16 protein-coding genes are annotated in these 23,323 nt (G+C 72.7%); 10 read left to right on the top strand and 6 right to left on the bottom strand.

Annotated elements, in window-relative coordinates; translation table 11 throughout:
* Nucleotides 1-52: 52 nt before the first annotated feature.
* Nucleotides 53-2,599, bottom strand: coding sequence for a glycosyltransferase (locus LQK89_RS10655; RefSeq protein ID WP_229666631.1), 2,547 nt, complete (start codon nucleotides 2,597-2,599; stop codon nucleotides 53-55).
* A gap of 142 nt (nucleotides 2,600-2,741) precedes the next feature.
* Here LQK89_RS10655 and LQK89_RS10650 point away from each other — a divergent pair, with 142 nt between their 5' ends.
* The 3 genes from LQK89_RS10650 to LQK89_RS10640 all read left to right on the top strand — a co-directional run bounded on the left by LQK89_RS10650 (nucleotide 2,742) and on the right by LQK89_RS10640 (nucleotide 8,656).
* Nucleotides 2,742-3,773, top strand: a complete 1,032-nt coding sequence (locus tag LQK89_RS10650; RefSeq protein ID WP_231049081.1) for a glycosyltransferase family 2 protein — start codon at nucleotides 2,742-2,744, stop codon at nucleotides 3,771-3,773.
* Nucleotides 3,774-3,998: 225 nt separating this feature from the next.
* Nucleotides 3,999-6,065 (top strand): hypothetical protein, encoded by a 2,067-nt coding sequence (locus LQK89_RS10645; protein ID WP_231049080.1) that lies wholly within the window; start codon nucleotides 3,999-4,001, stop codon nucleotides 6,063-6,065.
* A 122-nt stretch (nucleotides 6,066-6,187) separates the two neighbouring features.
* Nucleotides 6,188-8,656: a hypothetical protein gene (locus LQK89_RS10640; protein ID WP_231049079.1), complete on the top strand. Its 2,469-nt coding sequence runs from the start codon at nucleotides 6,188-6,190 to the stop codon at nucleotides 8,654-8,656.
* Between the two features lie 6 nt (nucleotides 8,657-8,662).
* Here LQK89_RS10640 and LQK89_RS10635 read toward each other — a convergent pair whose 3' ends face one another.
* Nucleotides 8,663-9,139, bottom strand: a complete 477-nt coding sequence (locus LQK89_RS10635; RefSeq protein ID WP_231049078.1) for a GtrA family protein — start codon at nucleotides 9,137-9,139, stop codon at nucleotides 8,663-8,665.
* Nucleotides 9,140-9,262: 123 nt separating this feature from the next.
* Here LQK89_RS10635 and LQK89_RS10630 point away from each other — a divergent pair, with 123 nt between their 5' ends.
* Nucleotides 9,263-10,276, top strand: coding sequence for a glycosyltransferase (locus LQK89_RS10630; protein ID WP_231049077.1), 1,014 nt, complete (start codon nucleotides 9,263-9,265; stop codon nucleotides 10,274-10,276).
* Nucleotides 10,277-10,298: 22 nt separating this feature from the next.
* Here LQK89_RS10630 and LQK89_RS10625 read toward each other — a convergent pair whose 3' ends face one another.
* From LQK89_RS10625 to LQK89_RS10615, 3 genes are all read right to left on the bottom strand, one after another.
* Nucleotides 10,299-10,790 carry a hypothetical protein gene (locus tag LQK89_RS10625; RefSeq protein ID WP_231049076.1) on the bottom strand — a complete coding sequence of 164 codons (492 nt, stop codon included), beginning with the start codon at nucleotides 10,788-10,790 and terminating at the stop codon, nucleotides 10,299-10,301.
* Nucleotides 10,791-10,852: 62 nt separating this feature from the next.
* A complete protein-coding gene (locus tag LQK89_RS10620; protein ID WP_231049075.1) occupies nucleotides 10,853-11,650 on the bottom strand; it encodes a hypothetical protein in 798 nt (265 codons plus the stop codon).
* A 26-nt stretch (nucleotides 11,651-11,676) separates the two neighbouring features.
* The gene (locus LQK89_RS10615; protein WP_231049074.1) at nucleotides 11,677-12,984 is read right to left on the bottom strand and encodes an exopolysaccharide production protein; all 1,308 of its coding nucleotides are present in this window, start codon (nucleotides 12,982-12,984) and stop codon (nucleotides 11,677-11,679) included.
* Nucleotides 12,985-13,080: 96 nt separating this feature from the next.
* On the opposite strand from LQK89_RS10615, the gene LQK89_RS10610 reads away from it, so the two are divergent.
* Nucleotides 13,081-14,571 carry a hypothetical protein gene (locus LQK89_RS10610; protein WP_231049073.1) on the top strand — a complete coding sequence of 497 codons (1,491 nt, stop codon included), beginning with the start codon at nucleotides 13,081-13,083 and terminating at the stop codon, nucleotides 14,569-14,571.
* On the opposite strand, the gene LQK89_RS10605 is transcribed toward LQK89_RS10610, so the two are convergent.
* Nucleotides 14,568-15,962, bottom strand: a complete 1,395-nt coding sequence (locus tag LQK89_RS10605; RefSeq protein WP_231049072.1) for an O-antigen ligase family protein — start codon at nucleotides 15,960-15,962, stop codon at nucleotides 14,568-14,570. The two genes, LQK89_RS10610 and LQK89_RS10605, sit on opposite strands and share 4 nt — an antisense overlap.
* A gap of 34 nt (nucleotides 15,963-15,996) precedes the next feature.
* On the opposite strand from LQK89_RS10605, the gene manA reads away from it, so the two are divergent.
* The 5 genes from manA (at nucleotide 15,997) to LQK89_RS10580 (ending at nucleotide 23,294) form a co-directional block, all read left to right on the top strand.
* Nucleotides 15,997-17,205, top strand: coding sequence for a mannose-6-phosphate isomerase, class I (gene manA / locus LQK89_RS10600; protein ID WP_231049071.1), 1,209 nt, complete (start codon nucleotides 15,997-15,999; stop codon nucleotides 17,203-17,205).
* A 114-nt stretch (nucleotides 17,206-17,319) separates the two neighbouring features.
* Nucleotides 17,320-18,282 (top strand): UDP-glucose 4-epimerase GalE, encoded by a 963-nt coding sequence (gene galE, locus LQK89_RS10595; protein WP_141862094.1) that lies wholly within the window; start codon nucleotides 17,320-17,322, stop codon nucleotides 18,280-18,282.
* A gap of 188 nt (nucleotides 18,283-18,470) precedes the next feature.
* On the top strand, nucleotides 18,471-18,800 hold the full coding sequence (locus LQK89_RS10590; protein WP_083519982.1) for a WhiB family transcriptional regulator: 330 nt from the start codon (nucleotides 18,471-18,473) through the stop codon (nucleotides 18,798-18,800).
* A gap of 142 nt (nucleotides 18,801-18,942) precedes the next feature.
* Nucleotides 18,943-21,894 (top strand): glycosyltransferase family 2 protein, encoded by a 2,952-nt coding sequence (locus LQK89_RS10585; RefSeq protein WP_231049070.1) that lies wholly within the window; start codon nucleotides 18,943-18,945, stop codon nucleotides 21,892-21,894.
* The gene (locus LQK89_RS10580) at nucleotides 21,891-23,294 is read left to right on the top strand and encodes a DUF5719 family protein (RefSeq protein WP_231049069.1); all 1,404 of its coding nucleotides are present in this window, start codon (nucleotides 21,891-21,893) and stop codon (nucleotides 23,292-23,294) included. Before LQK89_RS10585 ends, LQK89_RS10580 begins: the two co-directional genes overlap by 4 nt.
* The last annotated feature ends 29 nt before the right edge of the window (nucleotides 23,295-23,323 follow it).

The raw sequence follows: 23,323 nt of genomic DNA, 5'->3' as shown, positions 1-23,323 counted from the left end.
GACGCGGGCGACGGACAACTGTACATCGGCGACCAGGGGCGGCCGCCGGGCGTCAGCGCCCGTTCTTGCTCTCGCGCATCAGCCGGGCGCGGTTCTGCACCTTGTCGCGCAGCCCGGAGACGCCGTTCTCGCGCAGGTACCAGGCCGCGAGCCGGGCGTCGCGGACGAGACCGTGCCGGCTGTTCGCGATCTGGTGGAACTGCAGCTCACGGGCCCGCGCGGGGCTGAGCTGCACGCGCGGGCGGCCCGCTGCCGCGACGGAACCGGCCGGGACGGCGGCCTCGTGCGCGCGGTCCGCGGCGACGTGCGGGTCCTTGCAGAACTCGACCAGGGGAGCGAGAGCACGCTCCCACGTGAAGTCCTCGCGGACCCGGCTCACCGCGGCGCGGGCGGCAGCGGCGGCTTCGGGGTCGTACAGCATCGACTCGAGCGCGGCGGCGAGTCCGTCGACGTCGCGCTCCTTCACGGCGACGCCCATGCCCTCGGCCGCGACCAGGTCGCCGAAGCTGTCACCGTCGGTCGTGACGATCGGCAGGTTCGCCCACATGTAGTCGAGGATGCGGGTGCGGAACGAGAACGTCGTCTCGATGTGCGCGAAGTGCGTGCTGACGCCGGCGTCGGCCTCGAGCAGGTAGTTCTGCCGGTCGTCCAGCGCCACCCACTGCTCGTTGAAGAAGACGTGCTTGTTCGTCAGGCCCAGGTGGTCGCTGATGCGGCGGGTCTCGGCGACGATCGCCATCTCCGGCACGTCGGGGTTCGGGTGCGCGACGCCGAGGAAGAACAGACGGATGTCGTCGTGCGTCTCGGCGACCTTGGCCACCGCGCGGACGAGCGAGGGGGTGTCGAACCAGTTGTAGATGCCACCGCCCCAGATGACGACCTTGTCGTCCTCGCCGATGCCGGGGGTCACGCCGCGGATCGCCTTGCGCTCGTGCTTCGGCGGCGTCGAGTCCATGCCGAACGGCGCGATCGCGATGAGCTTCTCGAGGTTGTCGTCGGCCAGGTAGTTGTCCGGGTTGACACGACCGACGGCAGCCAGCTGTCCGAGCCAGAACAGGCGCTGACGCTCCGAGGCGCAGAGGAAGAAGTCGCCGCGCTCGAGCTGGCGGTTGATGACCTCGGTGGTCGAGGTGACCTGGTTGCGCCAGCCGACGTCGCCGTTGTCGCGCGCCTGCTCGAGCTGCTCGAGGTGCATCGGGTCGTACAGGTCGACGACCATGGTCTTGTTCGAGTTCTGCAGCGTCTGGAAGTGGTGCAGCGCGTAGCCCTGGAAGAAGATGACGTCGGCCCACTCCTCGTGCTCGCGCATCGTGCGCTCGTGCTGGAGCGGCACGCGGGAGACCTCGAAGGCGTCGGACTTGCGGTTCGCGACGTTCCAGGTCACCAGGCGGACGTCGTTGTGCGGGGCGAGTGCCTCGGCGATCTTCCACGCGCGCATGCCCGGACCGGCCATCTTCTCGCCGAGCGCGTCGCCGGTGATGATGAGGACCTTCGTGCGGTGCATCGGCTGCTCGACGTCGAACGCCTCGATGATGGCCTGGTAGCCCTCGAGGAAGTAGCCGTCCTCGAACAGCGGCTTGAAGGCGTCGCCGAACAGGCGGAAGACCTCCTTGTCGGAGCGCACGCGCTGCGACTGGATCCGGCGGCGCTCCTCGCCGAGGCGGGGGAGGTCCGCGACGAACTGGTCGAGGGCGTAGAGACCGGCGACGGCCTCCTTCGACATCGGCGTCGTCGGGTCGAACTCGTCCGGCGCACCGGTGAAGCGACGGATGTCGAACTCCTCCGAGTCGCGGCCGCTCTTCGCGACGGCACGACGGGCGAGCAGCGCGAGGGCCGCGGGCAGGAAGGTCCCGAGGTTCTCGTCCGACAGGTTCTTGTAGAGCAGGTGCAGGGCGTTCCGCTCGAGCAGGTACATCTCGCGGTGGTCGCCGAACGACTTCATCGAGCCGTGGTGCTTGTGGAAGACGACCGAGCGCGGGGCGAACCGCACGCGGTAGCCGAGCAGGTTGAGGCGCCAGCCCAGGTCCACGTCGTCGTAGAACATGAACAGGCCCTCGTCGAAGCCGCCGACCTCGAGGAAGACCTCACGGCGGACGAACAGCGCGGAGCCGGTGCCGAACAGCAGGTCCTGCGGGGTGTCGAAGCGGCCGTCGTCGATCTCGGTGACGTGCGCCTTGTAGCCCATGCCGAACCAGCTCAGGCCGGACTCGACGAAGTCGATCGCCTTGCCGTCCCAGTCGAGCACCTTGCTCGCGACCGCGGCGACCCGGGGGCTCGGGGCGAAGCCCGCCATGCCCTCCTTGATCCAGTTGACGTCGGGCTTCGCGTCGTTGTTGAGGAACGCCACGACGTCGCCGGACGCCTCGCGCGCGCCGAGGTTGCTGCCGCCGGTGAAACCGAGGTTCTCCGCGGAGACCACGATCTTCACGTTCTTCCGGCTGCCGAGCTCGGCGCGCAGGCGCTGCTCGCTGTCGTCCCCGGAGCCGTTCTCGACGACGACGATCTCGAGCCGGTCCGCCGGCCAGTCGACCTCGGTCAGGCGCGCGATGCACTCGAGGGTGTCGTCGGTCCCGCGGAAGTTGATGACGACGACGGACACGCGAGGCGCTGATGTGGACACGGACGGATCTCCATACGTCGGCTGGTGGGGTCGGCCCGGGAGCTCGTGGGACTGCCCCGGAAGGCGGCACCACTGTACCGGACGTGGTCCGGGTCCTCCGGCGACCTGGGACACTGGCCCCGTGGACGTCTCCGTGGTCATCGTCGACTGGCACCAGCCCGAACTCACCCGCCGTGCCGTCCGGTCCGTGCTCTCGCAGCGCGTCGAGGCGTCGGTCGAGGTGGTCCTCGTCGTGAACGAGGCCGACGACGACACCGTCGCGGCGTACCGCGCCGACCTGCCGGGTGTGACGGTCGTCGCCGAACGGACCAACGCCGGGTTCGCCGGCGGGGTCGCCCGCGGCATCGCGGCGGCGTCGGGGGAGACCGTCGTGCTCCTCAACAACGACGCGGTCGCCGACCACGGGTTCCTCGACCGCGGGCTCGCGGTGCTCGCCGCCGGTGGTCCGACCGTCGCGGCGGTCGCCGCGACCGCCGTGCTCGAGGGCCGCTTCGTCCGGACGCCGGCCGACGCGCCGCGCTCGGCCACGGACCTCGTCGCCCGGGACGGCGCCCGCTGGCACCGAGCCGAGGTGGGCGAGACCCTGGTGAACGGCACGGGGGTCGTGCTCGACCGGTCCGGCAACGGGCGGGACCGCGACTGGTTGCGGCCCGTGGACGACGCGCCCGAGCACGCACCGCTCTTCGGCTTCTCCGGCGGGGCCGTGTTCCTGCGCCGCGGACCCCTCGACGAGGTCGGCGGCTTCGACGAGTCCCTGTTCATGTACTACGAGGACCTCGACGTCGCGTGGCGACTCCGCCTCGCCGGGTACGACGTCCGCTCCGCACCCGACGCCGTCGTCGTGCACCGGCACGCGGCGAGCTCGGCCAGCGACGGTCCGCTCGTGCGGACCCAGAGCATGCGGAACCGTCTGCTCGTCGTCGTCCGCAACGGCTCCCGCCGGCTCGTCACCCGCGTCGTGCTGCGCACGCTGGTGCGGCTGGTCCTGGACCTGGTCCGACCGTCCGGCGCGCAGCTCACGCCTGCCGCGTGGCGGGGGATCGTCCTGGAGGCCCCTGCCGCCCTCCGGCGCGCGCGTCGCCTCCGCCGTGGCGACGCGGTGGGCGAGGCGGCGCGACGCGCCGTGGAGCGGCTGCTCGACCCGACAGGATGAGCCGTCGCCTGCACGGATGCACAGGCGACCGGGTCGGCCACGGATGCCGACCTGACGGGCGTGCACCGTGCCTCCCGTTCGGGGCGCGAATCCGGGGCTGTGTGATCGCTGTGGTGCAGGTAGCCTGATGTGACAGACGTGACTCGCCGGATCAGGGCCCGGCCACGCGCGGTCGGGACGACCGCGTGGCAGACACCGAGTCGCCGCCACAGGGAGGCCCCCGTCGTGAAGAAGGTCATCGCCATGCTCGCGAGCGTGCTCGCGGTCGCGAGCGTGCTCGTCGGCGTCCAGCTGTCCGGTGCGGGGGCGCCGGAGGACGACCGGGCGTCCGCGTTGAGCGGCTCGCAGTTCGACCCGGGCAACATCATCCCGGACTCCGAGTTCTACAACGGCGGGGGGATGAACGAGACGCAGGTCCAGACCTTCCTCAACGCGCAGATCGGCACGTGCTCGAGCAGCTCCTGCCTGAACGTCGGGCGCTACTCGCTCAACAGCCACGGTGCCGACGCCATGTGCAACGCCGTGACCGGCGGGTCCTCGCTGACGGCCGCGCAGATCATCACCCGCGTCGGTGCCGCGTGCGGCATCAACCCCAAGGTCATCATCGTCACGCTGCAGAAGGAGCAGGCGCTCGTCAACGGCGGCACCGCGCGGAACCCGTCCGCCGGCATCCTCGCCCGCGCGATGGGCTACGCCTGCCCGGACAGCGCCAACGGTGGTTGCGATCCCGCCTACTCCGGCGTCGGCAACCAGGTCTACTGGGCGTCGTGGCAGTGGAAGCGGTACGGCAACCCGGCCGGCACGAGCAACTACTTCACGTGGTTCGCGCCCGGCGGCAACCGGAACGTGCAGTACAACCCGAACGCGGCCTGCGGTACGAAGAGCGTGTACATCCAGAACAAGGCCACCGCCGCGCTGTACTACTACACGCCGTACACGCCGAACCAGGCGGCGCTGAACAACCTCTACGGCACGGGTGACTCCTGCTCGGCGTACGGCAACCGCAACTTCTGGCGGCTGTACAACGACTGGTTCGGGTCGTCCGCCGTGGACAACCGTCCGGTCGGCAACCTGGAGCGGCTCACCGGCGGGGTCGGGGTCGTGAACGTCGGTGGCTGGGCGTTCAGCACGACGACGACGGCCTCCATCCAGGTCCACGTCTACGTCGACGACAAGGGCACGGCCGTGCAGGCGAACCTCGACCGTCCCGACGTCGCCAAGGCGTACCCGGGTCGGGGTGCCGCGCACGGGTTCTCGGCGTCCGTCAACGCGCCCGACGGTGTGCACCAGGTGTGCGTCTACGCCGTCGACAACGTCAACCCGTCCCGCGAGCTCCAGTGCCAGACGGTCACGGTCGCGTCCGCGTCCCCGTTCGGCTCGCTCGACGCGGTCCGGCAGGCGCCCGGCGGCTACCAGGTGTCCGGTTGGGCGATCGATCCGCAGACGGCCGACCCGATCTCGGTCGCCGTCGCCGTCGACGGCGTCGTGACGACGGTCCGGGCCGACGTCTCGCGTCCGGACGTCGCCAGGGGATGGCCGGCTTCCGGTCCACTGCACGGCTTCGACGCGCTCATCCCCGCCACGGCCGGCAGCCACGCGGTGTGCGTCACCGCGAAGAACGTGCAGACCGGCGTCGACACCGCCCTCGGGTGCTCCACGGTGACCTCGGCGGGCAAGGCGGCCATCGGGTCCCTCGACTCGGTGTCGTCGTTCGGGAACACCATCTCCGTCTCCGGGTGGGCGATCGACGGCAGCAAGGTCGGGCCGGCCGACGTGCACGTCTACATCAACGGTTCCGGGCGCCGCATCGTCGCCGACCAGCAGCGGTCGGACATCGCGCGCGTCTACCCGGGCTACGGTGGCGGGCACGGGTTCTCCGCGACGACGAAGGTGGCGAACGGCACGTACGACGTGTGCGTGTACGGCATCAGCCCGAACGGGAACGCGACCCTCGGGTGCAAGCGGGTCACGGTGTCGGATCCGTTGCCGGTCGGCAGCTTCGACGGTGCGAACGCCGTGAGCGGCGGTGTCCGGGTGAACGGGTGGGCGCTCGACCCCGACACGAAGGACCCGATCGTCGTCGCCGTCTACGTCGACGGCGCCGGCGTCCCGATCATCGCGAACACGAACCGGAGCGACATCGCCCGCGCCTACCCGGCGTGGGGCGCTGCGCACGGGTTCGACCGGACGATCTCCGCCGGGCCCGGCCGACACTCGGTGTGCGCGTACGCGATCAACGCCTCGGGCGGCGACAACGCGGTGCTCGGGTGCAAGACGGTGACGGTGGGCTGACGCGGTCCCGGAGCCGCACCGGGGCTTCCATGCGGACGGGCCACAGCGAGGGACAGAGCGCGCCGGGAACGACGCGGATCACGACAGCCGCGGTGTCGCGGCCAGCGAGGGGCAGGGGCAGCATGCAGTCGACCAGACGGTTCACCAGGCACGTCGTCGCGCTGACCGCGGCGGCTTCGCTCGCCTTCGGGGCAGCAGCGGCCGCGGTCGTGGCCGCGCCGCCGGCAGCGCACGCCGCGACCGCGGAGCCGGAGGCCCCGGACTTCGCGTCCGACACCTACGGCGACGCGTGGGACTACTCCGACGCCGCCGACCAGAACACCGACGAGACCGGGAGCCCGACCTCCGTCACCGGCGGGCACCTGCGGGTCTCGCTGGTGCCGGGAGACCAGGTCACCCTGGTCCAGAGCGTCGCCGGGAGCCTCCCGGCAGGCCGCGACGGGTCCCTGCACCCCGTGGACACGTCGAGGTACCGCAGTCTCTCGTTCAGCATGGACCAGCCGTTCTCGAACCGGATCGGCGCGGTCTACTGGTGGACCTGCCGCGCGCAGACCGCGGCGTGCGGCGGCGGGATCACGTTCCCCGTGACGAGCGGGTCCACGGTGTACGACCTTCCGCTCGACCGCGCCTCCACGCTCCAGGGCAAGGTGCCGTGGACCGATGCGAAGGTCGTCGCGCTGCGGCTCGACCCGGTGGTCGTGCCCGCCGGCGGGTCCGGGACGGCGACGATCGACTGGACGCGACTGCACGGCGCCGGTGGGCCGCACGCCGCCTACCCGCCGGGAGACCACGGTTCGTTCTCCGTGGCGGCTCGACCGCAGCCGGTCGTCGACTCGCCGAACCCGTCGGAGGGCGAGGACCTCGCCACCGCGCAGGGCAGACGCCCCTGGGAGTTCGCGAACGACCCGGCGGCGGCCTCCGGCTTCGCGATCGCGAGTGCCTCGGTGCTCCGCTACGACGACACCGGCATGGTCGCTCGGAACACCGGTCCGGACCTCGGCGACCCGCAGATCCAGATGCCGGTCTCCCCGTTCAGCGGCTCGGAGTACCACAACCTCTCCATCGACTACTCGTACGACGGCTCGTACTCCCTCGCCGCGGCTCCCGGCGGCGGCAAGGTCGTGCGGGTGATCTGGGCGGCGCAGGGCTCGTCCGTCCCGCAGATCGGGAACGACATCCTCACCTACTCCGGGCAGAACGCAGGGACGATCGACATCGACCTGACGGCCCGGGACTCACTCGACGAGGACGCGCTGGCACCACGCCGCGGATGGTCGGGTCGGACCGTCTCCCAGTTCCGGTTCGACCCGAACGAGGACCCGAGCGCCCTCGTCTGGCACCTGCGTGCGATCCACCTCCGCGCGGACCCGCGTGCAGTCGGCGCGACGACCGTGCGCTTCCACGATGCTGCGTGGGTGTCGGGCGCCACCGCCGAGGTGGCGGTCCAGGCGGGCGGTTCGACGAGCTGGACGCCGATCGCCTCCGACGTCCCGGTGGCCCAGGGGACGAACACCGTGCCGTTCGCGCTCGGCTCGATGGCCGCCGGGAAGTACGAGGTCCGGGTCACGATCGAGCACCCGGGCGTCGGCTCGCAGTCCGCCCTGTCCTCGTCCGTGGTCGACGTGCAGCGTGATCCGTCCCACGACCCGAAGGGCTCGTACGAGAGCCTCGTCGGCGGTGCGGGCAACGTCACGGTCGGCGGCTGGTCGTTAGACCAGGACGCGGCGTCGACGGTCGTCCGGTTCTACGAGGGCGCCACGTACCTCGGGCAGACGACCACGACGCTGGCCCGGAGCGACGTGCAGCGCGGGTACCCTGCCGCACCCCTGACGAGCGGCTTCCGGGCCACCCTCACCATGCCGGCCGGCCAGCACACCGTTTGCGCCTACGCGATCAACGCCGGGGCCGGTCAGAACACGGTCCTCGGGTGCCGGACCACGACGGTCGCGGCGCCTGCGGGGCACGACCCGCTCGGGAGCTTCGACTCCGTCACGGCGACGGGCACCGGCGCGTCCGTCGACGGTTGGGCGTACGACCCGGACGCTCCGTCGACGACCGTCCGGTTCTACGAGGGTGCGACCTACCTCGGCTCGGCGGTCACCGCCGTGCCGAGAACGGACGTGCAGCGCGGTCACCCGGACGCTCCGCTGCAGAGCGGGTTCCGGGCACCGCTGTCGCTCGGGGTCGGCACACACTCGGTGTGCGCGTACGCGATCAACACGGGTGCCGGGGCGAACACCGTGCTCGGGTGCCGATCGGTGACGGTGCGGACCGACACCTCGCACGACGCGCGGGGGAGCTTCGACTCGGTCGTCGCAGGGGACGGGACGGCGACCGTGAGCGGCTGGGCGTACGACCCGGACGGAACGCCGGTCACGGTGCGCGTGTACGAGGGCGCGGCCTACCTCGGCGCGGTGACCACCTCGCTCCCGCGTGCCGACGTGCAGCGGTCCGTCCCGGGGGCACCGCTGCAGACGGGGTGGTCCAGGGCCATCGCCCTCGGGGCTGGACAGCACCAGCTGTGCGCCTACGCGATCACGGTCGGACCGGGCGAGAACGCGGTCCTCGGCTGCAGGACCGTGCGGGTCTGAGTCGGCTCAGGCGACGTCCGCGACGGCTTCCTCGGCGCTGTCCCGCCGGGCCGTGAAGACCCACCTGCCGTAGGCGAAGTAGCGGAACACCGTCGCGACCGCCTGGCCGATCAGGGTCCCGGAGACGTTGTCGGCGATCGGTGAGTCGAGGTGCAGGACGTAGCGGGAGAAGCCGAGGCACCCGAGCTGCAGGAGGATCGCGACGACGTTGAGCAGCGCGAAGACGGCGAAGCTCCTGAAGGTCTGCGCGTCCGCGCGGTCGCGGTAGGTCCAGAGGCGGCTGCCGAAGTAGGTCACGACGCTCGCCACGGCGATCGCGATGATCTTCCCGACCAGGGGGAGCGAGAACAGCGGACCGTGCCCTCCCCAGAACACGAGCGCGTTGTAGACGGCCGCGTCGACGACGAACCCGACACCCCCGACGACGAGGAACGACCCCCCGCGGCGCAGGTGTCCGAGGAACCATCCAGTTGCGTTCGACACGTCGTCCTCTCCTCGGGCGCGACGGCTCCAGCCGGATTCGCGCACCTGTTAGCCTCTCGCACGGGGAATCGTGCTCGCATCCCCGCCGCTCGACGGATCCACGACCACTGAAGGACCCTACCCGTGACTCACGACGACCTCGTCATCGCCGCCATCGTGCCCTGCCACAACGAGGCACCGGCCATCCACAAGGTCGTCACCGACCTCAAGGCAGCGGTGCCCGGGATCCACGTCTACGTCTACGACAACAACAGCACGGACGGCACGGACGAGGTCGCCCGCCGCGCCGGCGCCGAGGTCCGGTACGAGCACACGAAGGGCAAGGGCAACGTCATCCGTCGTGCCTTCGGGGACATCGACGCCGACGTCTACCTGATGATCGACGGCGACGACACGTACGACACCGCGGCCGCGCCGGAGATGATCCGCACGCTGCTCGACGGCCCGTACGACCACGTCCTCGGCGTGCGCCAGGACGACCCGGACGCCACCGCGTACCGCCCGGGCCACGAGGCCGGGAACCGGATGTTCAACCGTGTCGTGGGCAAGCTGTTCGGCACGCCGGTGTCCGACATGCTCAGCGGGTACCGGGTGATGTCCCGCCGCTTCGTGAAGTCGTTCCCCGCCCTGTCCCGCGAGTTCGAGACCGAGACCGAGCTCACCGTGCACGTGATGAACCTCCGCGTCCCGCACACCGAGGTCCCGGTCGGCTTCAAGGACCGCGCCGAGGGCACCGAGTCGAAGCTGAACACCTACAGTGACGGCTTCAAGATCCTGTCGCTCATCGCGCACCTCATCCGCTTCGAGCGGCCCGTGCTGTTCCACGGCATCATGGGCGCTCTCTTCGCGATCGTCGCCGTCGTCCTGGCCATCCCGCTCTTCATCGAGTTCGGACGGACCGGGCTCGTGCCGCGCTTCCCGACGGCGTTCCTGGCCGCGTCGCTCATGGTGATCGCGTTCCTGACCTGGATCCTCGGCTTCATCCTCGAGGGCGTCACGCGCCTGCGCCGGGAGACGAGCCGGTTGAACTACCTGACGTACTCCGCGCCGGGCACCTCGACGCGTCGGCTGCCCGTCGACCACCCCGAGCAGCAGCCCGCCCCGCAGGAGCAGCACGGCGACGCCGGCACGCGCTGACGCAGCGTCGGTCCTTCCTCCGCTACGACGACGCGGTCCCCACCGGGGAGCCGCGTCGTCGCGTTCCCTGGGCAGGCTCCGGGGCGGTGCGGTCGTCCTGTGGCCCTCCGGCGGCACGCCGCACCGCCTCGGCGCGCAGGAACCGCACGACGAACACGACGAGGAGCACGGCGCGGATCCAGATCGCGGCCGTCAGCATCTGCCCGGCCCAGGTCTCCCCGGTCTGCCCCACCGCGTCGTAGTACCCGTTCCGGAAGAAGCCGACCGTCAGGCACACGTCGGTGACGAGGTACGCGGTGACCCACCAGCCGCCGATGCGCAGCACCACGAAGAACGGCAGCAGCCAGAGCACGTACTGGGGCGAGTCCACCTTGTTCGCCACCATGTAGACGCACAGCATGGCCGCCGACGACTGGATCCACGGCGTCCGACCCGTCCGGAGTGCGCGGAGCACCGTGACGGCCAGGACCGCGAGGACCCCGACCGCCGTCGTCACGGTGGCGAGGGTCGCCATCGTCCCCTGCATCGGCCCGTCGAGGTCCGCGGACCAGGGGAGCAGGCCGTAGTACCAGATCGTCAGCGTGGACGGACCGATCGGACGCTCCGCCTGGAAGCGGAAGACCGACGACCCCCCTTGTAGTTGACGAGGGCGAACGGCACGTTGGCGACGAGCACGACCCCGACGCCCGAGCCGACGGTGACCGCGGTGCGCCGCACCCGCTCGGACCACGGGGCATCGCGGTCGAGGAGCGCGGCGACCGCCAGGGCACCGAGGAACATCAGCGGGTAGAGCTTGAAGGCGCCACCGAGCCCGAGCAGCGCCCCGGCGAGGGCCCACCGGAGCAGCGGCGACCACGAGCGTGGTGGTGCGGTCGCGACGAGCAGGGCGGCGACGGTGCTGGCGACCGGCAGGACGTCCCAGTTGTAGACCGCGTACAGCGCGAGCGGCGGGGTGGCCGCGAAGACCCAGGCGCGACGTCCGGCGATGCGCTGCAGGGCGAGCGTCACGAGCACCGCGAGCACGGCGGCGACCACGGCCGTGACGACCAGGAAGCCGCGCGCCGAGTCGACCGGCAGGGAGGTCAGCCAGACCCAGACGCCGGTCGCGGTCGGGTACTCGACCGTCCCGCCGCCGAGGACGGGCGGGTCACCACGCCAGGTGCCGTGCACGTACGGGAAGACGTGCTGCGCGAGGCCGCGGTTGTTCCAGAGCGCAGCGACGTCGGACCAGCAGCCGAAGCGGTTGACGTACTCGGCGCGGGAGACGTCGGCCGGCTGGGGCACCGTGCACAGCAGCTTCTGACCGAGGTTCAGGACGCAGGACAGTGCGACGACGAGGCACACCGCGATGCGTTCGAGCAGGGGGAGGCGCACCCCGCGACCCTAGCAAGCCGCGGGGGTCAGCCCTGGTCGCGGGGCAGGTGCCGACGCCACGACCGCCGCCGCGCCGCCACGACGATCACGGCCGTGAACAGCATCAGCCCGGCCCCGTGCAGCAGGTAGCTCTCGGCCGTGCTCGTGACGCCGAGCAGGACCAGGACGGCCGCGGGCCAGACGTACGCGACACCGGGGAAGGTCGTCGCCGTCACCCAGGCGCGGGCGAACGCGAGCCCCGCGGCGACCGCGAGCAGGAGTGTTCCGGCGAGCCCGATCTGCAGGTAGGCGTCGACGAACGCGTTGAGGCCGGACGTGAACCGCGCGCCGGCGGGGTCGACCAGGGTCGTGAACGGGAACACGGCCTCGCTCGGCCACGTACCGACCCAGCCCCAGCCCTGCATCGGGAACTGCGCACCGAGCACCCGGATCTGCTCCCACAGCTCCAGGCGCGTCGCCGTGCCGCCCGCCGCACCGATCTCCGCGAGCACCCGGTGCCGGAGCGCCAGCCCGAGGGTCACCATGCCGAGCACCACCGCGCCGAGCACCGCGTTGACCACCGGTCTGGTGGCCGGTCTGGCGTGCCGCAGCGACCACAGCGCGAGCGCGGTCACGGCGAGCGCGATCATCGCGATGCCCGTGATCGGTGACTGCACGAGCATCAGGGCGATCACGGCGAGGGTGGTCGACGCGACGGCCCGCCAGGTGGTGACCGACCGGGTGAGGAACTCGACGACGAACGTGACGAGGGCGACCGCGGCGACGAAGCCCATGAAGTTGCGGGTGCCGCCGATGCCCTGGATCGGGCCGCCGTAGGCGATGTCCCCACGGATGCCGAACGCGGGGAACGGCACGTCGAGCACGAGTCCGGACAGCACCTCGAGCCCGAGGGCGACGACGAGCAGGATGCGGAACGCGTCGCCGGCCGCGCGGATGACCTGCACGAGGTCCCGGCCGAGCGCCAGGTAGAGCCCGAGCCCGACGAAGCAGACGGTGGACGCGAACCCGCGCAGGGCGACCCACGAGTACTGGCTCCACAGCACGCTGAGGGCGCAGAACCCGACGAAGGCCAACAGCGACAGCGGCAGCACGCCGTGCCACTCGATGCGGTAGCGCTGTCCGAGCAGGCTCAGGCCGGCGAGGACCACGAGGGTCGCGAGGGCCGCCCACGAGCCGGCGGTACCGACCATCGCGTGCACGGCCGGCTGCCCGAACGCGAAGAGCAGGACCGCGGTCGCCAGGGCCTGGCTGAAGCGCCCGCCCGCCGAGAACCCGATCCAGGCGGACAGGTACCGGCGCGCGAGCGCACGCCTGCTCACCGTCCGGTCCGTCACCCGACCATCCTCTCGCACCTCGTGGAGAGTCCGCCGCGGGCATCGCGGAGCGTCGATATGGCTGGTCGTCGATATCTCGGATAGGTTCTCGCCCCGATGGACGAGCACGCCGCCCCGGTGCACGCGGACCCGGAGCACGCCGGAGACGCGCACGCCGCCCCCGAGCGCACCGCGCCCGGCCGTCCCGGTCGCCGCGCGGTCGTCCGGGCGCTCGCAGCCGTCCTCGTCGCGCTGGCTGCGGCGGCGCTCGCCTGGTGGCGCCTCGGCCCGGTGACCCGCGCGACGACCTGGGCCGAGGACGGCGGGGTCTTCCTCCGCGAGCAGCTCGCGTACGGCGCCGGCGACACGCTGCTGCGGCCCTACGCCGGCTACGTCCACCTCGTCCCGCGCCTGCTCGTGGACCTCGCGGTGCACCGCCCGGTCGAGCAGTACGCCCTGACACTGTCCGCGTCGGCGTGCGCCGTCGTCGGCGTCGTCGCCGCGTCGATCTTCCTGCTGTCCCGCGACGTCGTGCGCCCCTGGCCGTTCCGACTCGTCCTGGCGGCGGTCCCGGTCGTCCTGCCGCTCGCGCCGGTCGAGATCAGCGGCAACGTCGCCAACCTGCACTCGTACGCGATGGCCCTCGTCCCGTGGCTGTTCTCGTACCGGGCGCGCACCTGGTGGGGGGCCGTCGTCGTCGCTCTGCTGACCCTCGCGGCGACCCTGACGGAGCTCCAGACGCTCCTGTTCCTGCCGCTCCTCGCGCTGGCGTGGTGGCCCGCCCGCGGCCTCACCGGCCGGCGGGCCACACCCGTTGCACGGGACCGTCTCCGTGCGCTGCCCGTGACCGTCGCGGCGCTGCTCGGGTGCACCCTGCAGGTGGTCGCCGCCCTGACGACGGAACGCCTCTCCCGCCCGGGGGACCCGTCCGTGGGCGACGTGGTGCGCGGCTACCTGTTGGTCCCCTTCGGTGGGCTGTGGGACCGCGACGTCGCCGCCGTCGGGTCCGCCGTGGCCCGCCACGGCTGGTGGGTCGTGCTGCTGCCGGCGGTCGGGATCGCCGCCGCGGTCCTCGCCGCGTTCCTCGTGGCCGGCTGGCGCACCCGCTGGGTCCTCGTCGCGCTGGTGCTCGGTTCGGCTGGCGTCTGGACCGCGGCCCTCGTCGCGAACCGCTCGGCGAACGGCCGGTGGGGCTCGATCGCCGGCCCGGCCCTGGCCGCGATCGGACCGAACCGCTACGCCGCCGCCGCGGGCATGCTGCTGCTGTCCGCCGTGGTCGTCGCAGCGGCGGCCCTCGCGGGCGACCGGTGGGTCCGACAGGGTGAGGGCCACCCGACGGGCTCCCGCCGCCGACGGCCGACCCGGACAGGAGGCGCGGTGCGCGTCCTCCGCGTCGGCCTCGGATGGTGCCTGGTCGCGCTGGTCGTCACGACGGCCGTCGCGAACGCCGCCCCCGGTCGGACGAACCGCAGCGACGGACCGGAGTGGGCACCGCAGGTCGAGTCCTCGGTCGGCGTCTGCCGTGCCGACCCCGCCGCGGTGCTCGACGTGCGGACGGTCCCGTGGGCGGCGCAGGTGCCCTGCGCCCTGGTGCTGCGGGACCGCTAGCGCTGGTCGGCGGCCGTGGCGTTCGACCCGCGGAAGGCTCGGGCGGCGACCGGGATGCGGGGGCCGTCACCGACCGAGGGTGGCTCCTCGCCGACGAGCACGTTCCTGGTCTTGATCGCGATGAGCGCGAAGAGCACCCAGTTCCCCTGGTAGAGCAGGCGCGACTCGGCGACGGACTGCACGAGCAGGGCGACGACGACGAGCAGCGGGAAGAGCGTGACGGGGTCGAACGCCCGGGGCCGCAGGTCCGCGCCGTAGCCGGTCCGGGTCGCGCACCACCAGGACCGGACGAGGGTCGACAGCACGTACAGCCCGAAGAGCACCAGGCCGACGATCCCGGTCTGCATCCAGACGTCCAGGTACGCGTCGTGCGCCTGCAGGTACACCACGCCGTTCCGGTGCGCGATGTCGGCGAGCTCCGGGATGTTCGGCCACCAGTAGCCGATCCAGCCCGAACCGACGACCGGGTGTCGGTCGACCAGGCCGAGGACCGCCGTCCAGATCTCGCCGCGGCCGGTCAGGTCCGACGACTTGCCGAGGACCGCGGTGAGCGCGCCGCGTCCGACGAGCGCCAGCACGGCGAGGACCACCGCGCCGACCGCCACCACGGCGTACCGCGGCGCCCGACGGCCGCTCGGCACCCGCCGCACCCACACCGCGACGACGGCCGCGACCGCGACGACCGCGGCTGCGACGAGCACCGTCGACGAGCGTGTCAGGGCGAGCACGAGGACCCCGAGCACGAGCCACACGACGGCCCGGTCGCGGCGGATGCGCCCCTCGGCGAGCTGCACGGCGACGGCCACCAGGGCCAGGAGCGCGACCATCGCGAGCAGGTTGGCGTTGCCGGGGAGGCCCTGGATCCGCCCGCCCGTCAAGAGCTCCGCGCGTGAGAAGTAGAAGGCGTCCGGGATCTTCCGGTCGCCGTAGTCGGTCCAGATCGGTGCGATCGGGTGCCGGACGACCACGGCGACGACGGCCTCGAACAGCAGCGACAGGCCGAGCACCCACCGCATCGCGAGCGAGACGGCGTCGAGGACCCGCCGCCACGACAGCGTCGACGCGATCGCGAACGCCACCAGGACGCACAGGACCTGCGCGACCATGCTCGCGAGCGTCGCGGTGCGCCAGTGCGACCACGCGACGGTCAGCAGGCACCAGCCCAGGAACACCCAGAGCGCGCGCGGTGTCCGGGCGAGGGAGGGTCGGGCGCGCACGACGACCGAGACGCCCCACCCGCCGAGCGCGGCCCAGACGACCGCGGCGCCGTACCAGGTGAGCGTGTTCGGGACGGCGTCGCCCGCGAACAGGACGCCGACGACCGCGGCGCCGAGGGCGAAGGCCTCGCGCTCGGGCACGGTCCCACGGGCGATCGGCCAGGTGTTCGTCACGGGGGACAGGCTAACCGCCCGCTACGCTCGGCACATGTTCCTCGGCATCACGAACACCCCGCGCGACTACGCGTGGGGTTCCGTCACCGCGATCCCCGAACTCCTCGGCCGCACCGTCACCGGCGCCCCGCAGGCCGAGCTCTGGCTCGGTGCGCACCCCGGCAGCCCGAGCGTCGTGGTGAACCCCGCGACCGTCGGTGGCGCGGACACGCTCCTCGAGTGGATCGCCGCAGAGCCCGAGGCAGCACTCGGACCGGACCGCACCGGACTGCCGTTCCTGCTCAAGATCCTCGCCGCCGCCGCACCGCTGTCCCTGCAGGCGCACCCCACGCCAGAGCAGGCGCAGGAGGGCTTCGCGCGCGAGGAAGCAGCCGGCGTCCCGATCGACGACCCGGCCCGGAACTACAAGGACCCGTTCCCGAAGCCCGAGCTCGTCGTGGCGCTCAGCGAGCGCTTCGAGGCGCTCAGCGGGTTCCGCCCCGTCGAGGAGGCCCTGGCGGACGTCGACCTGCTCGATGCCGGTTCCGGTCGGCTCGGCGCGCTCCGCGTGCACCTGGCCCACGGGCTCGAGGACACCGTCAGCTGGCTCGAGACCGCCGATCCGTCGGCGCTCGCCGTGGTCCAGGCGGCGAGCGACCTCGCCGCCGCGCTGCCGGACGACGCCGCCACCCCGAACACCCGGACCGTGCGCGACCTCACCACCGCGTACCCGGGCGACCCGGGGATCGTCGTGTCGCTGCTCATGCACCGCGTGACGCTCACCGCTGGTCAGGCGATGTACCTGGCCGCCGGGAACATCCACGCGTACCTGGACGGGCTCGGGGTCGAGCTCATGGCCCCCTCGGACAACGTCCTGCGCGGCGGGCTGACGCCGAAGCACGTCGACGTCCCGGAACTCCTGCACGTCCTCGACTTCACGGCCCACCCCGCACCCGTGCTCGAACCGGAGCAGCTCGCACCGGGCGTGGACCGCTTCGCACCGGAGGGGGTCGGCTTCGCGCTCCTCCGCGTCACCGGCGAGGGGCGCCCGGTCGGCCTCGCGACGGGTGGGGTCGCACCGCTGACCGGACCGTCGATCGCGATCTGCACCGAGGGCGTGGTGACGCTCGTCGGCGCCACCTCGGCGACCCTGCTCCGCCAGGGCGAGTCCTGCTTCGTCACCCCGGACGAGGGCGACGTCACGGTCGAGGCGGACGTCGCCTCCGGCCTGACCTCCACGGTCTTCTTCGCGACGGGAGCCTGACCCCCGAGCCGGACCGACCGGCGCCCGGACCCGACCTGTCCCGGACCCAGCCGGACCCGGACACGCAGCCCGGGTCGGTCGGCCGGGGTCGCCCGGTCCGCTAGCGTGACGAGCATGAGTTGGCTGGTCACCGGCGGTGCCGGGTACATCGGGTCCCACGTCGTCCGCGCCCTGCGCGCCGCCGGCATCGAGACGGTCGCACTCGACGACCTGTCGAGCGGCTTCCGGGCGTTCGTCCCCGAGGACGTCCCGTTCGTCGAGGGCACCATCCTGGACGGCGAGCTCGTCGCCCGGACGCTCCGTGACCACGCGGTGACCGGTGTCGTGCACGTGGCCGGGTTCAAGTACGCCGGCGTCTCGGTCGAGCGCCCGCTGCACACCTACGAGCAGAACGTCACCGGCACCGCGACGCTCCTGCGCGCGATGGCCGAGAACGGCGTCACGAAGGCGGTCTTCTCGTCGAGCGCGGCCGTGTACGGCACGCCGGACGTCGAGACCGTGGTCGAGGACACCCCGAAGGCGCCGGAGTCCCCGTACGGCGAGTCGAAGCTCATCGGCGAGTGGCTGCTGCGGGACATGGAGGTCGCCGCCGGCTTCACGACGACGTCCCTCCGCTACTTCAACGTCGTCGGGTCGGGGGAGCCGGACCTGTACGACGCGAGCCCCCACAACCTGTTCCCGCTGGTCTTCGACGCCCTGCTCGCCGGTCGGACGCCCCGGATCAACGGCGACGACTACGCCACCCCGGACGGCACCTGCGTCCGCGACTACATCCACGTCGCCGACCTCGCGCACTCGCACGCGGTCGCGGCCCGGAAGCTCGAGGCGGGGGAGCCCCTGCAGCGCGCCTACAACCTCGGCAGCGGCGACGGCGTGAGCGTGCGACAGATCATGGACGCGATGGCCTCCGGCACCGGGATCGCGTTCGAGCCGGAGGTCGCACCCCGCCGGCCGGGCGACCCCGCGCGGATCGTCGCGACGGGCGAGGCCGCAGCGCGCGACCTCGAGTGGGCCATGCGGCACTCGCTCGACGAGATGGTGACGAGCGCCTGGGAAGCACGCCGCCGCATCGGCTGACCGCGCTCCGCGGGCGTTCTTGTCCCCCGACGGCCGGACAGAACGCTCGCGACACGCCCGTACGGGGGACATGACACGCCGCGGCGCTCAGTGCCTTCTATGATCCGCGACTTGACTCTCGGGAATCACACCGCTGTAATTACAGGCAAGCGACCTCGGTCGTGGTGACCGCAGTCGAGACGTCAGGGGTGATCAGGGTGAACGGTGCCGACTTCAACGCCGGAGTGCCGGAGGACTGGCACGTCGACCCCGTGTCCCTCGGGGTGCCCGGTGTCCGCCGTCCCGACGCCGACGAGGAGAACCCGCTCTCGTGGCAGGTCGACTCGCTGTGCGCGCAGACCGACCCCGAGGCCTTCTTCCCCGAGAAGGGCGGCTCGACGCGCGAGGCCAAGAAGATCTGCACCTCGTGCGAGGTCCGGTCGCAGTGCCTCGAGTACGCCCTCGAGAACGACGAGCGCTTCGGGATCTGGGGCGGCCTGTCCGAGCGCGAACGCCGCAAGCTGCGCCGTCGCGCCTAGCGGCTCGCGTCCGTCGCGGCGACCGGCCTGGAGGCACGGCGCGCGCCCGACGCACACGGCACCGTGACCGGACCCACAGGTTCACGGCACGCCGTCCCGGCGGACCGGCACCGCGCCTCCAGACCGTAGAGTGACGCGCGTCATGCAGACCAGTCCCGCGCAGTCCCTGCCCCGTCCCGAGTCCGACCGGTCCCGGTCCGACGACGGTCGGCCGCGGGTCGACGAGTCCCGGCCGGACCAGGCCCGGACCGGCCGACCCCGCGTCACGGCGGTGCTCGTCACCGCGAACGGCGGGGAGCACCTCGACCGGACCATCGACGGTCTCGTCGGGCAGACCCGGCACCCCGAGAACCTCGTCGTCGTCGACCTCGGGTCGACCGACGGCTCGACGGCCGACATCGCCCTCGGCGGATCCGCCGAGCTGGTCCGGCTCCCGGCCGGACGTCCCTTCGGGGAGGCGGTCGCACGCGGCGAACGCGAGGCGCCGGTCGCGCCCGACGACGAGCCCGCCGAGGAGTGGCTCTGGATCCTGGGCCACGACAACGCGCCGGCACCGACCGCCCTCGCGGAGATGCTGTCCGCCGTCGAGATCGCACCGTCCGTCGTCGTCGCCGGCCCCAAGCTCGTCGCGGTCGACGACCCGTCGCTGATCCGCGCGTTCGGCGAGAGCACGACGCGCGCCGGTCGCTCGCTCACGCTCGTGCAGGACGAACTCGACCAGGGGCAGCACGACCGGCACACCGACGTGCTCGGCGTCGCTGCGGCCGGCATGCTCGTGCGTCGCTCGGTCTGGCGCGACCTCGGCGGCTTCGACCCGGCGCTGCCCGACGTCGACGCCGCCCTCGACTTCTGCATCCGAGCGCGCCTCGCGGGGCACCGCGTGGCCGTGGTCCCGGAGGCCCGTGTCACGAGCGCCGGTCCGATCGAGGAGTTCGGCCGCAAGCGCGTCTCCGAGGCCCGCCGGGTGCGGGCGCACCGGCAGGCGCAGCTGCACCGTCGACTGACCTACGCTCCCGCCGGGCTGCTCTGGCTGCACTGGCTCACGCTCGTGCCGTTCGCGATCGGTCGTGCGATCGGGCACCTGGTGGCGAAGCACCCCGCCGCGGTGTCGGGCGAGCTCGCCGCGGCGTTCTCGGTCGCCTTCGGCAGCGGGGTCCGCCGTGCCCGTCGCAACGCGCAGCGCACGCGCCGCGTCGGCTGGGCGGCGGTCGAACCACTCCGGGTGAGCTGGCGACGCCTCCACGAGCACCGCACCACCACGCGCGACGTCGAGCTCGCCCGGGTCGAGGACGCCCCGATCGCGCGGGCGTCGTTCCTCGGTGACGGCGGTGTCTGGGTGGTGCTCGCCGCGGCCGTGCTCAGCGTCGTGACGCTCTGGCCGCTGCTCGGCACCCCGGCGCTGACCGGCGGGGGTCTCCTGCCGCTGAGCACCGACGTCGGACGGCTCTGGCAGAACGTCGGCTACGGCTGGCACTCCATCGGGACCGGATCCACCGGCCCGAGCGACCCGTTCGCGGCCGTCGTCGCGCTCCTCGGGAGCATCACCGCCTGGTCGCCCTCGACCTCGGTCGTGCTCGTGATGCTGCTCGCGATGCCGGTCTCCGCCCTCGGCGCGTGGTTCGCGGTGCGCAAGGTCACCACCCGATCCTGGGTGCCCGTGGTCGGCGCGGCGCTGTACGCCATCGCGCCGTCCTTGATCGGTGCCGTCACGACCGGGCACCTCGGTGCCGTGATCGCCCACCTGACCCTCCCGTGGCTCGTGCTCGCGGTCCTCGAGGCACACCGCTCGTGGGCCTGGGCGTCCGGGGCGTCGCTGCTGTTCGCGGTCGTCGCCGCGTCGGCCCCGTCGCTGCTGCCCGTGCCCCTGCTCGGCTGGCTCGTCTCGGTGGTCGTCGGCTGGCGCCGGGCGCACCGGCGCGTGTTCATCCCGGTGCCGACCGTGGTGCTCTTCCTGCCGCTCGTGCTCGAGCAGATCGCACGGGGCAACCCGCTCGCGGTCTTCGCCGACCCGGGCGTGCCCTCGGCCACCCGTGCGCCGTCCGCGCTCCAGCTGGCGATCGGCCAGCCGCTGCCGGACTGGAACGGCTGGCTGCCGGTCGTCGGGTCGATCGACGCCGGTGCGGTGCTCGTCGCGCTGCCGATCGTGATGGCCGTGCTCGCGCTGCCCGTCGCGCTCCTGGCGATCGGCTCGCTCCTCGGTCACCGCTGGCACGTCGCGGGCGCCGCCCTCGTCCTCGCCCTCGTCGGGTACGCCACCGCCTTCGGAGCCACGCACCTGACCGTGACCGGGGTCGGCTCGACGACCACCATCGTCTGGCCCGGCAGCGCGCTGTCGGTGTACTGGCTCGCCCTGGTGCTCGCCGCGTGCGTCGGGATCGACGTCCTGCCGCGGACCGCTCCGGCCACGGGCCTCGTCGCGACCGTCTTCGTCGGGATCGCCGTCGCCCCGGCGTTCGCCGCGTTCACGCTCGGGAACGCCGTGGTCGCGCCGACGACCGGCCGCGTGCTCAGCGCCTACGTCAACGCCGAGGCGCAGGCGAACCCGGACGTCGGCACGCTCGTCGTGGACCCGCAGCCCGACGGGTCCCTCGCGGTCGCGCTCGAACGCGGGCAGGGCTCCACGCTCGACGACCAGTCGACGCTCGACGCGACCGCGCTCCGCCTCAGCCCGGCCGGTACGCGACTGACCACGCTCGCGGGCAACCTCGCGAGCCGGAGCGGCTACGACCCCGAACCCGCGCTCCGGGAGCTCGGCATCTCGTTCGTGCTCCTGCAGGACGCGCCGTCCGACGACGCCGCGCAGGCCGTGTACGGCCGGGCCGCCGGCGCCATCGGCCAGGACGCCCGGTTCACGAGCATCGGCGAGACCGCCACCGGCCGCCTGTTCCACTACGACGGCCAGGTCGACCGGGTCACCGGCGGATCGGCGGCGACCCAGGCCACGCACGTGCTGTACCTGGTCGTGCTCGGCATCGTGTTCGGCGCCGCCGCACTGCTCGCCGTGCCGACCGCGCCGCGCCGCCGTCGGGCGACCAGCAACGTCATCGAGGCCGAGGAGCCCGCCACCACCTTCGACGAGGAGCGCGACGAATGAGCACCGACCACGCCGCCGTCCGCCGGTGGGTCCTCCGCGGCACCGCAACCGCCGTGGCCGTCGTCGTCGCCGCCGGGGCCGTGACCGCGGCGCACGCGATCGGCACGTCCGCCGAGCCCGTCCGCCCCGCCGGCCGGACCGTGACCCCGGTGCCCGCCGCGGCCGAGCGCGTGTGCGCCGGCAGCGCGCTCCGGCTGTCCGACGACGCCGGGAACGACGCCACCCGCGCGAGCACCGTCGGCAGCGCCACGGTCGCGTCGGCGACGACCGGCTCGACGGTCGACCGCTCGACGCTCGGCTCCTCGACCACGGGCGGCAGCGAGCCGGAGCTCCTCACCGCCCCGGCCGGTGACACGACCCCGCAGGTCGCCGGCAGCAGCAGCCAGACCGTGTCCTCCGGCGACCTCGTCGGCACGGCCTCCGCGTCCTGTGACGACCCGAGCCAGTCGACCTGGCTCGTGGGCGGCTCGACGGAGACCGGGCGGACGACACTCGTCACGCTGTCCAACCCGACCGACGTGAACGCCACGGTCGACCTGGCGGTCTACGACGCGAACGGCACCGTCAGCGCCCCCGGCACGAACGGCATCGTCGTGGCGCCGAACACCCAGAAGGTCGTGCCCCTGTCGGGCTTCGTCGCCGACCAGGCGTCGACCGTGGTGCACGTCACCTCGACCGGCGGCCAGATCGTCGCGCACATGCAGGAGAGCGTCGTCCGGACGCTCACCCCCGGCGGCTACGACGTCGTGTCCGGGGGAGCCGCACCCTCGACGAAGCAGGTCGTCCCCGCGGTCGTGCTCGAGAAGACGCAGGAGGCGCAGCGCGGTGACGACACCGCGGACGCCGCGCCCGTCGTCCGGCTGTTCGTCCCGGGGTCGCGTGCCGCGCGCGTCACGCTCGGCATCAGCACCGCGGACGGCGGCGGCTCCACGGTGAACACGACGGCCGAGCCCGGAGTGGTGACCGACGTCGCGCTCGACGACTTCCCGGACGGTCGCTACGCGTTCACGATCTCGTCGACCGAGCCCGTCGTCACGGGCGTCCGGAGCACGAGCCCGACCGACGACGGGCGGACCGACCTCGGGTGGTTCGCCTCGGCGGAGCCGCTCACCGACAGCACGATCACGGCCCTCGCGCCCGGTTCGGCCCAGCGGATGACGTTCGTCAACCCGACGCGGAGCGACGCCACCGTCACCATCCGGTCCGGCGACGACCGTCAGCGCGTGACCGTCGCCTCGGACGGCATGGCGACCGTGACGGTGCCGGTCTCGAAGCAGCTCGTCATGACGGGGACCGAGGGTCTGGTCGCCGGGGTCACCTACGCCGGCTCGGACGGCATCTCGGGCTTCCCGATCCGTCCCGCGACCGAGGAGTCCACGCCGCTGCGCGTCTACCCCTGATCAAGCACAGGCCGTGATCATGCACAGGC

Source organism: Curtobacterium sp. C1, from assembly GCF_021049325.1.
Lineage (GTDB): Bacteria > Actinomycetota > Actinomycetes > Actinomycetales > Microbacteriaceae > Curtobacterium > Curtobacterium citreum.
The sequence above is the reverse complement of the archived record's forward strand: the minus strand, read 5'-3'. Positions and strand labels throughout refer to the sequence as shown.

Excerpts from the sequence above, each read along its gene's own strand:
- galE (WP_141862094.1), top strand. The coding sequence starts at position 17,320 with ATGAGTTGGCTGGTCACCGGCGGTGCCGGGTACATCGGGTCCCACGTC.
- LQK89_RS10585 (WP_231049070.1), top strand. The coding sequence starts at position 18,943 with ATGCAGACCAGTCCCGCGCAGTCCCTGCCCCGTCCCGAGTCCGACCGG.
- LQK89_RS10580 (WP_231049069.1), top strand. The coding sequence starts at position 21,891 with ATGAGCACCGACCACGCCGCCGTCCGCCGGTGGGTCCTCCGCGGCACC.
- manA (WP_231049071.1), top strand. The coding sequence starts at position 15,997 with ATGTTCCTCGGCATCACGAACACCCCGCGCGACTACGCGTGGGGTTCC.
- LQK89_RS10640 (WP_231049079.1), top strand. The coding sequence starts at position 6,188 with ATGCAGTCGACCAGACGGTTCACCAGGCACGTCGTCGCGCTGACCGCG.
- LQK89_RS10625 (WP_231049076.1), bottom strand. The coding sequence starts at position 10,790 with ATGGCGACCCTCGCCACCGTGACGACGGCGGTCGGGGTCCTCGCGGTC.
- LQK89_RS10610 (WP_231049073.1), top strand. The coding sequence starts at position 13,081 with ATGGACGAGCACGCCGCCCCGGTGCACGCGGACCCGGAGCACGCCGGA.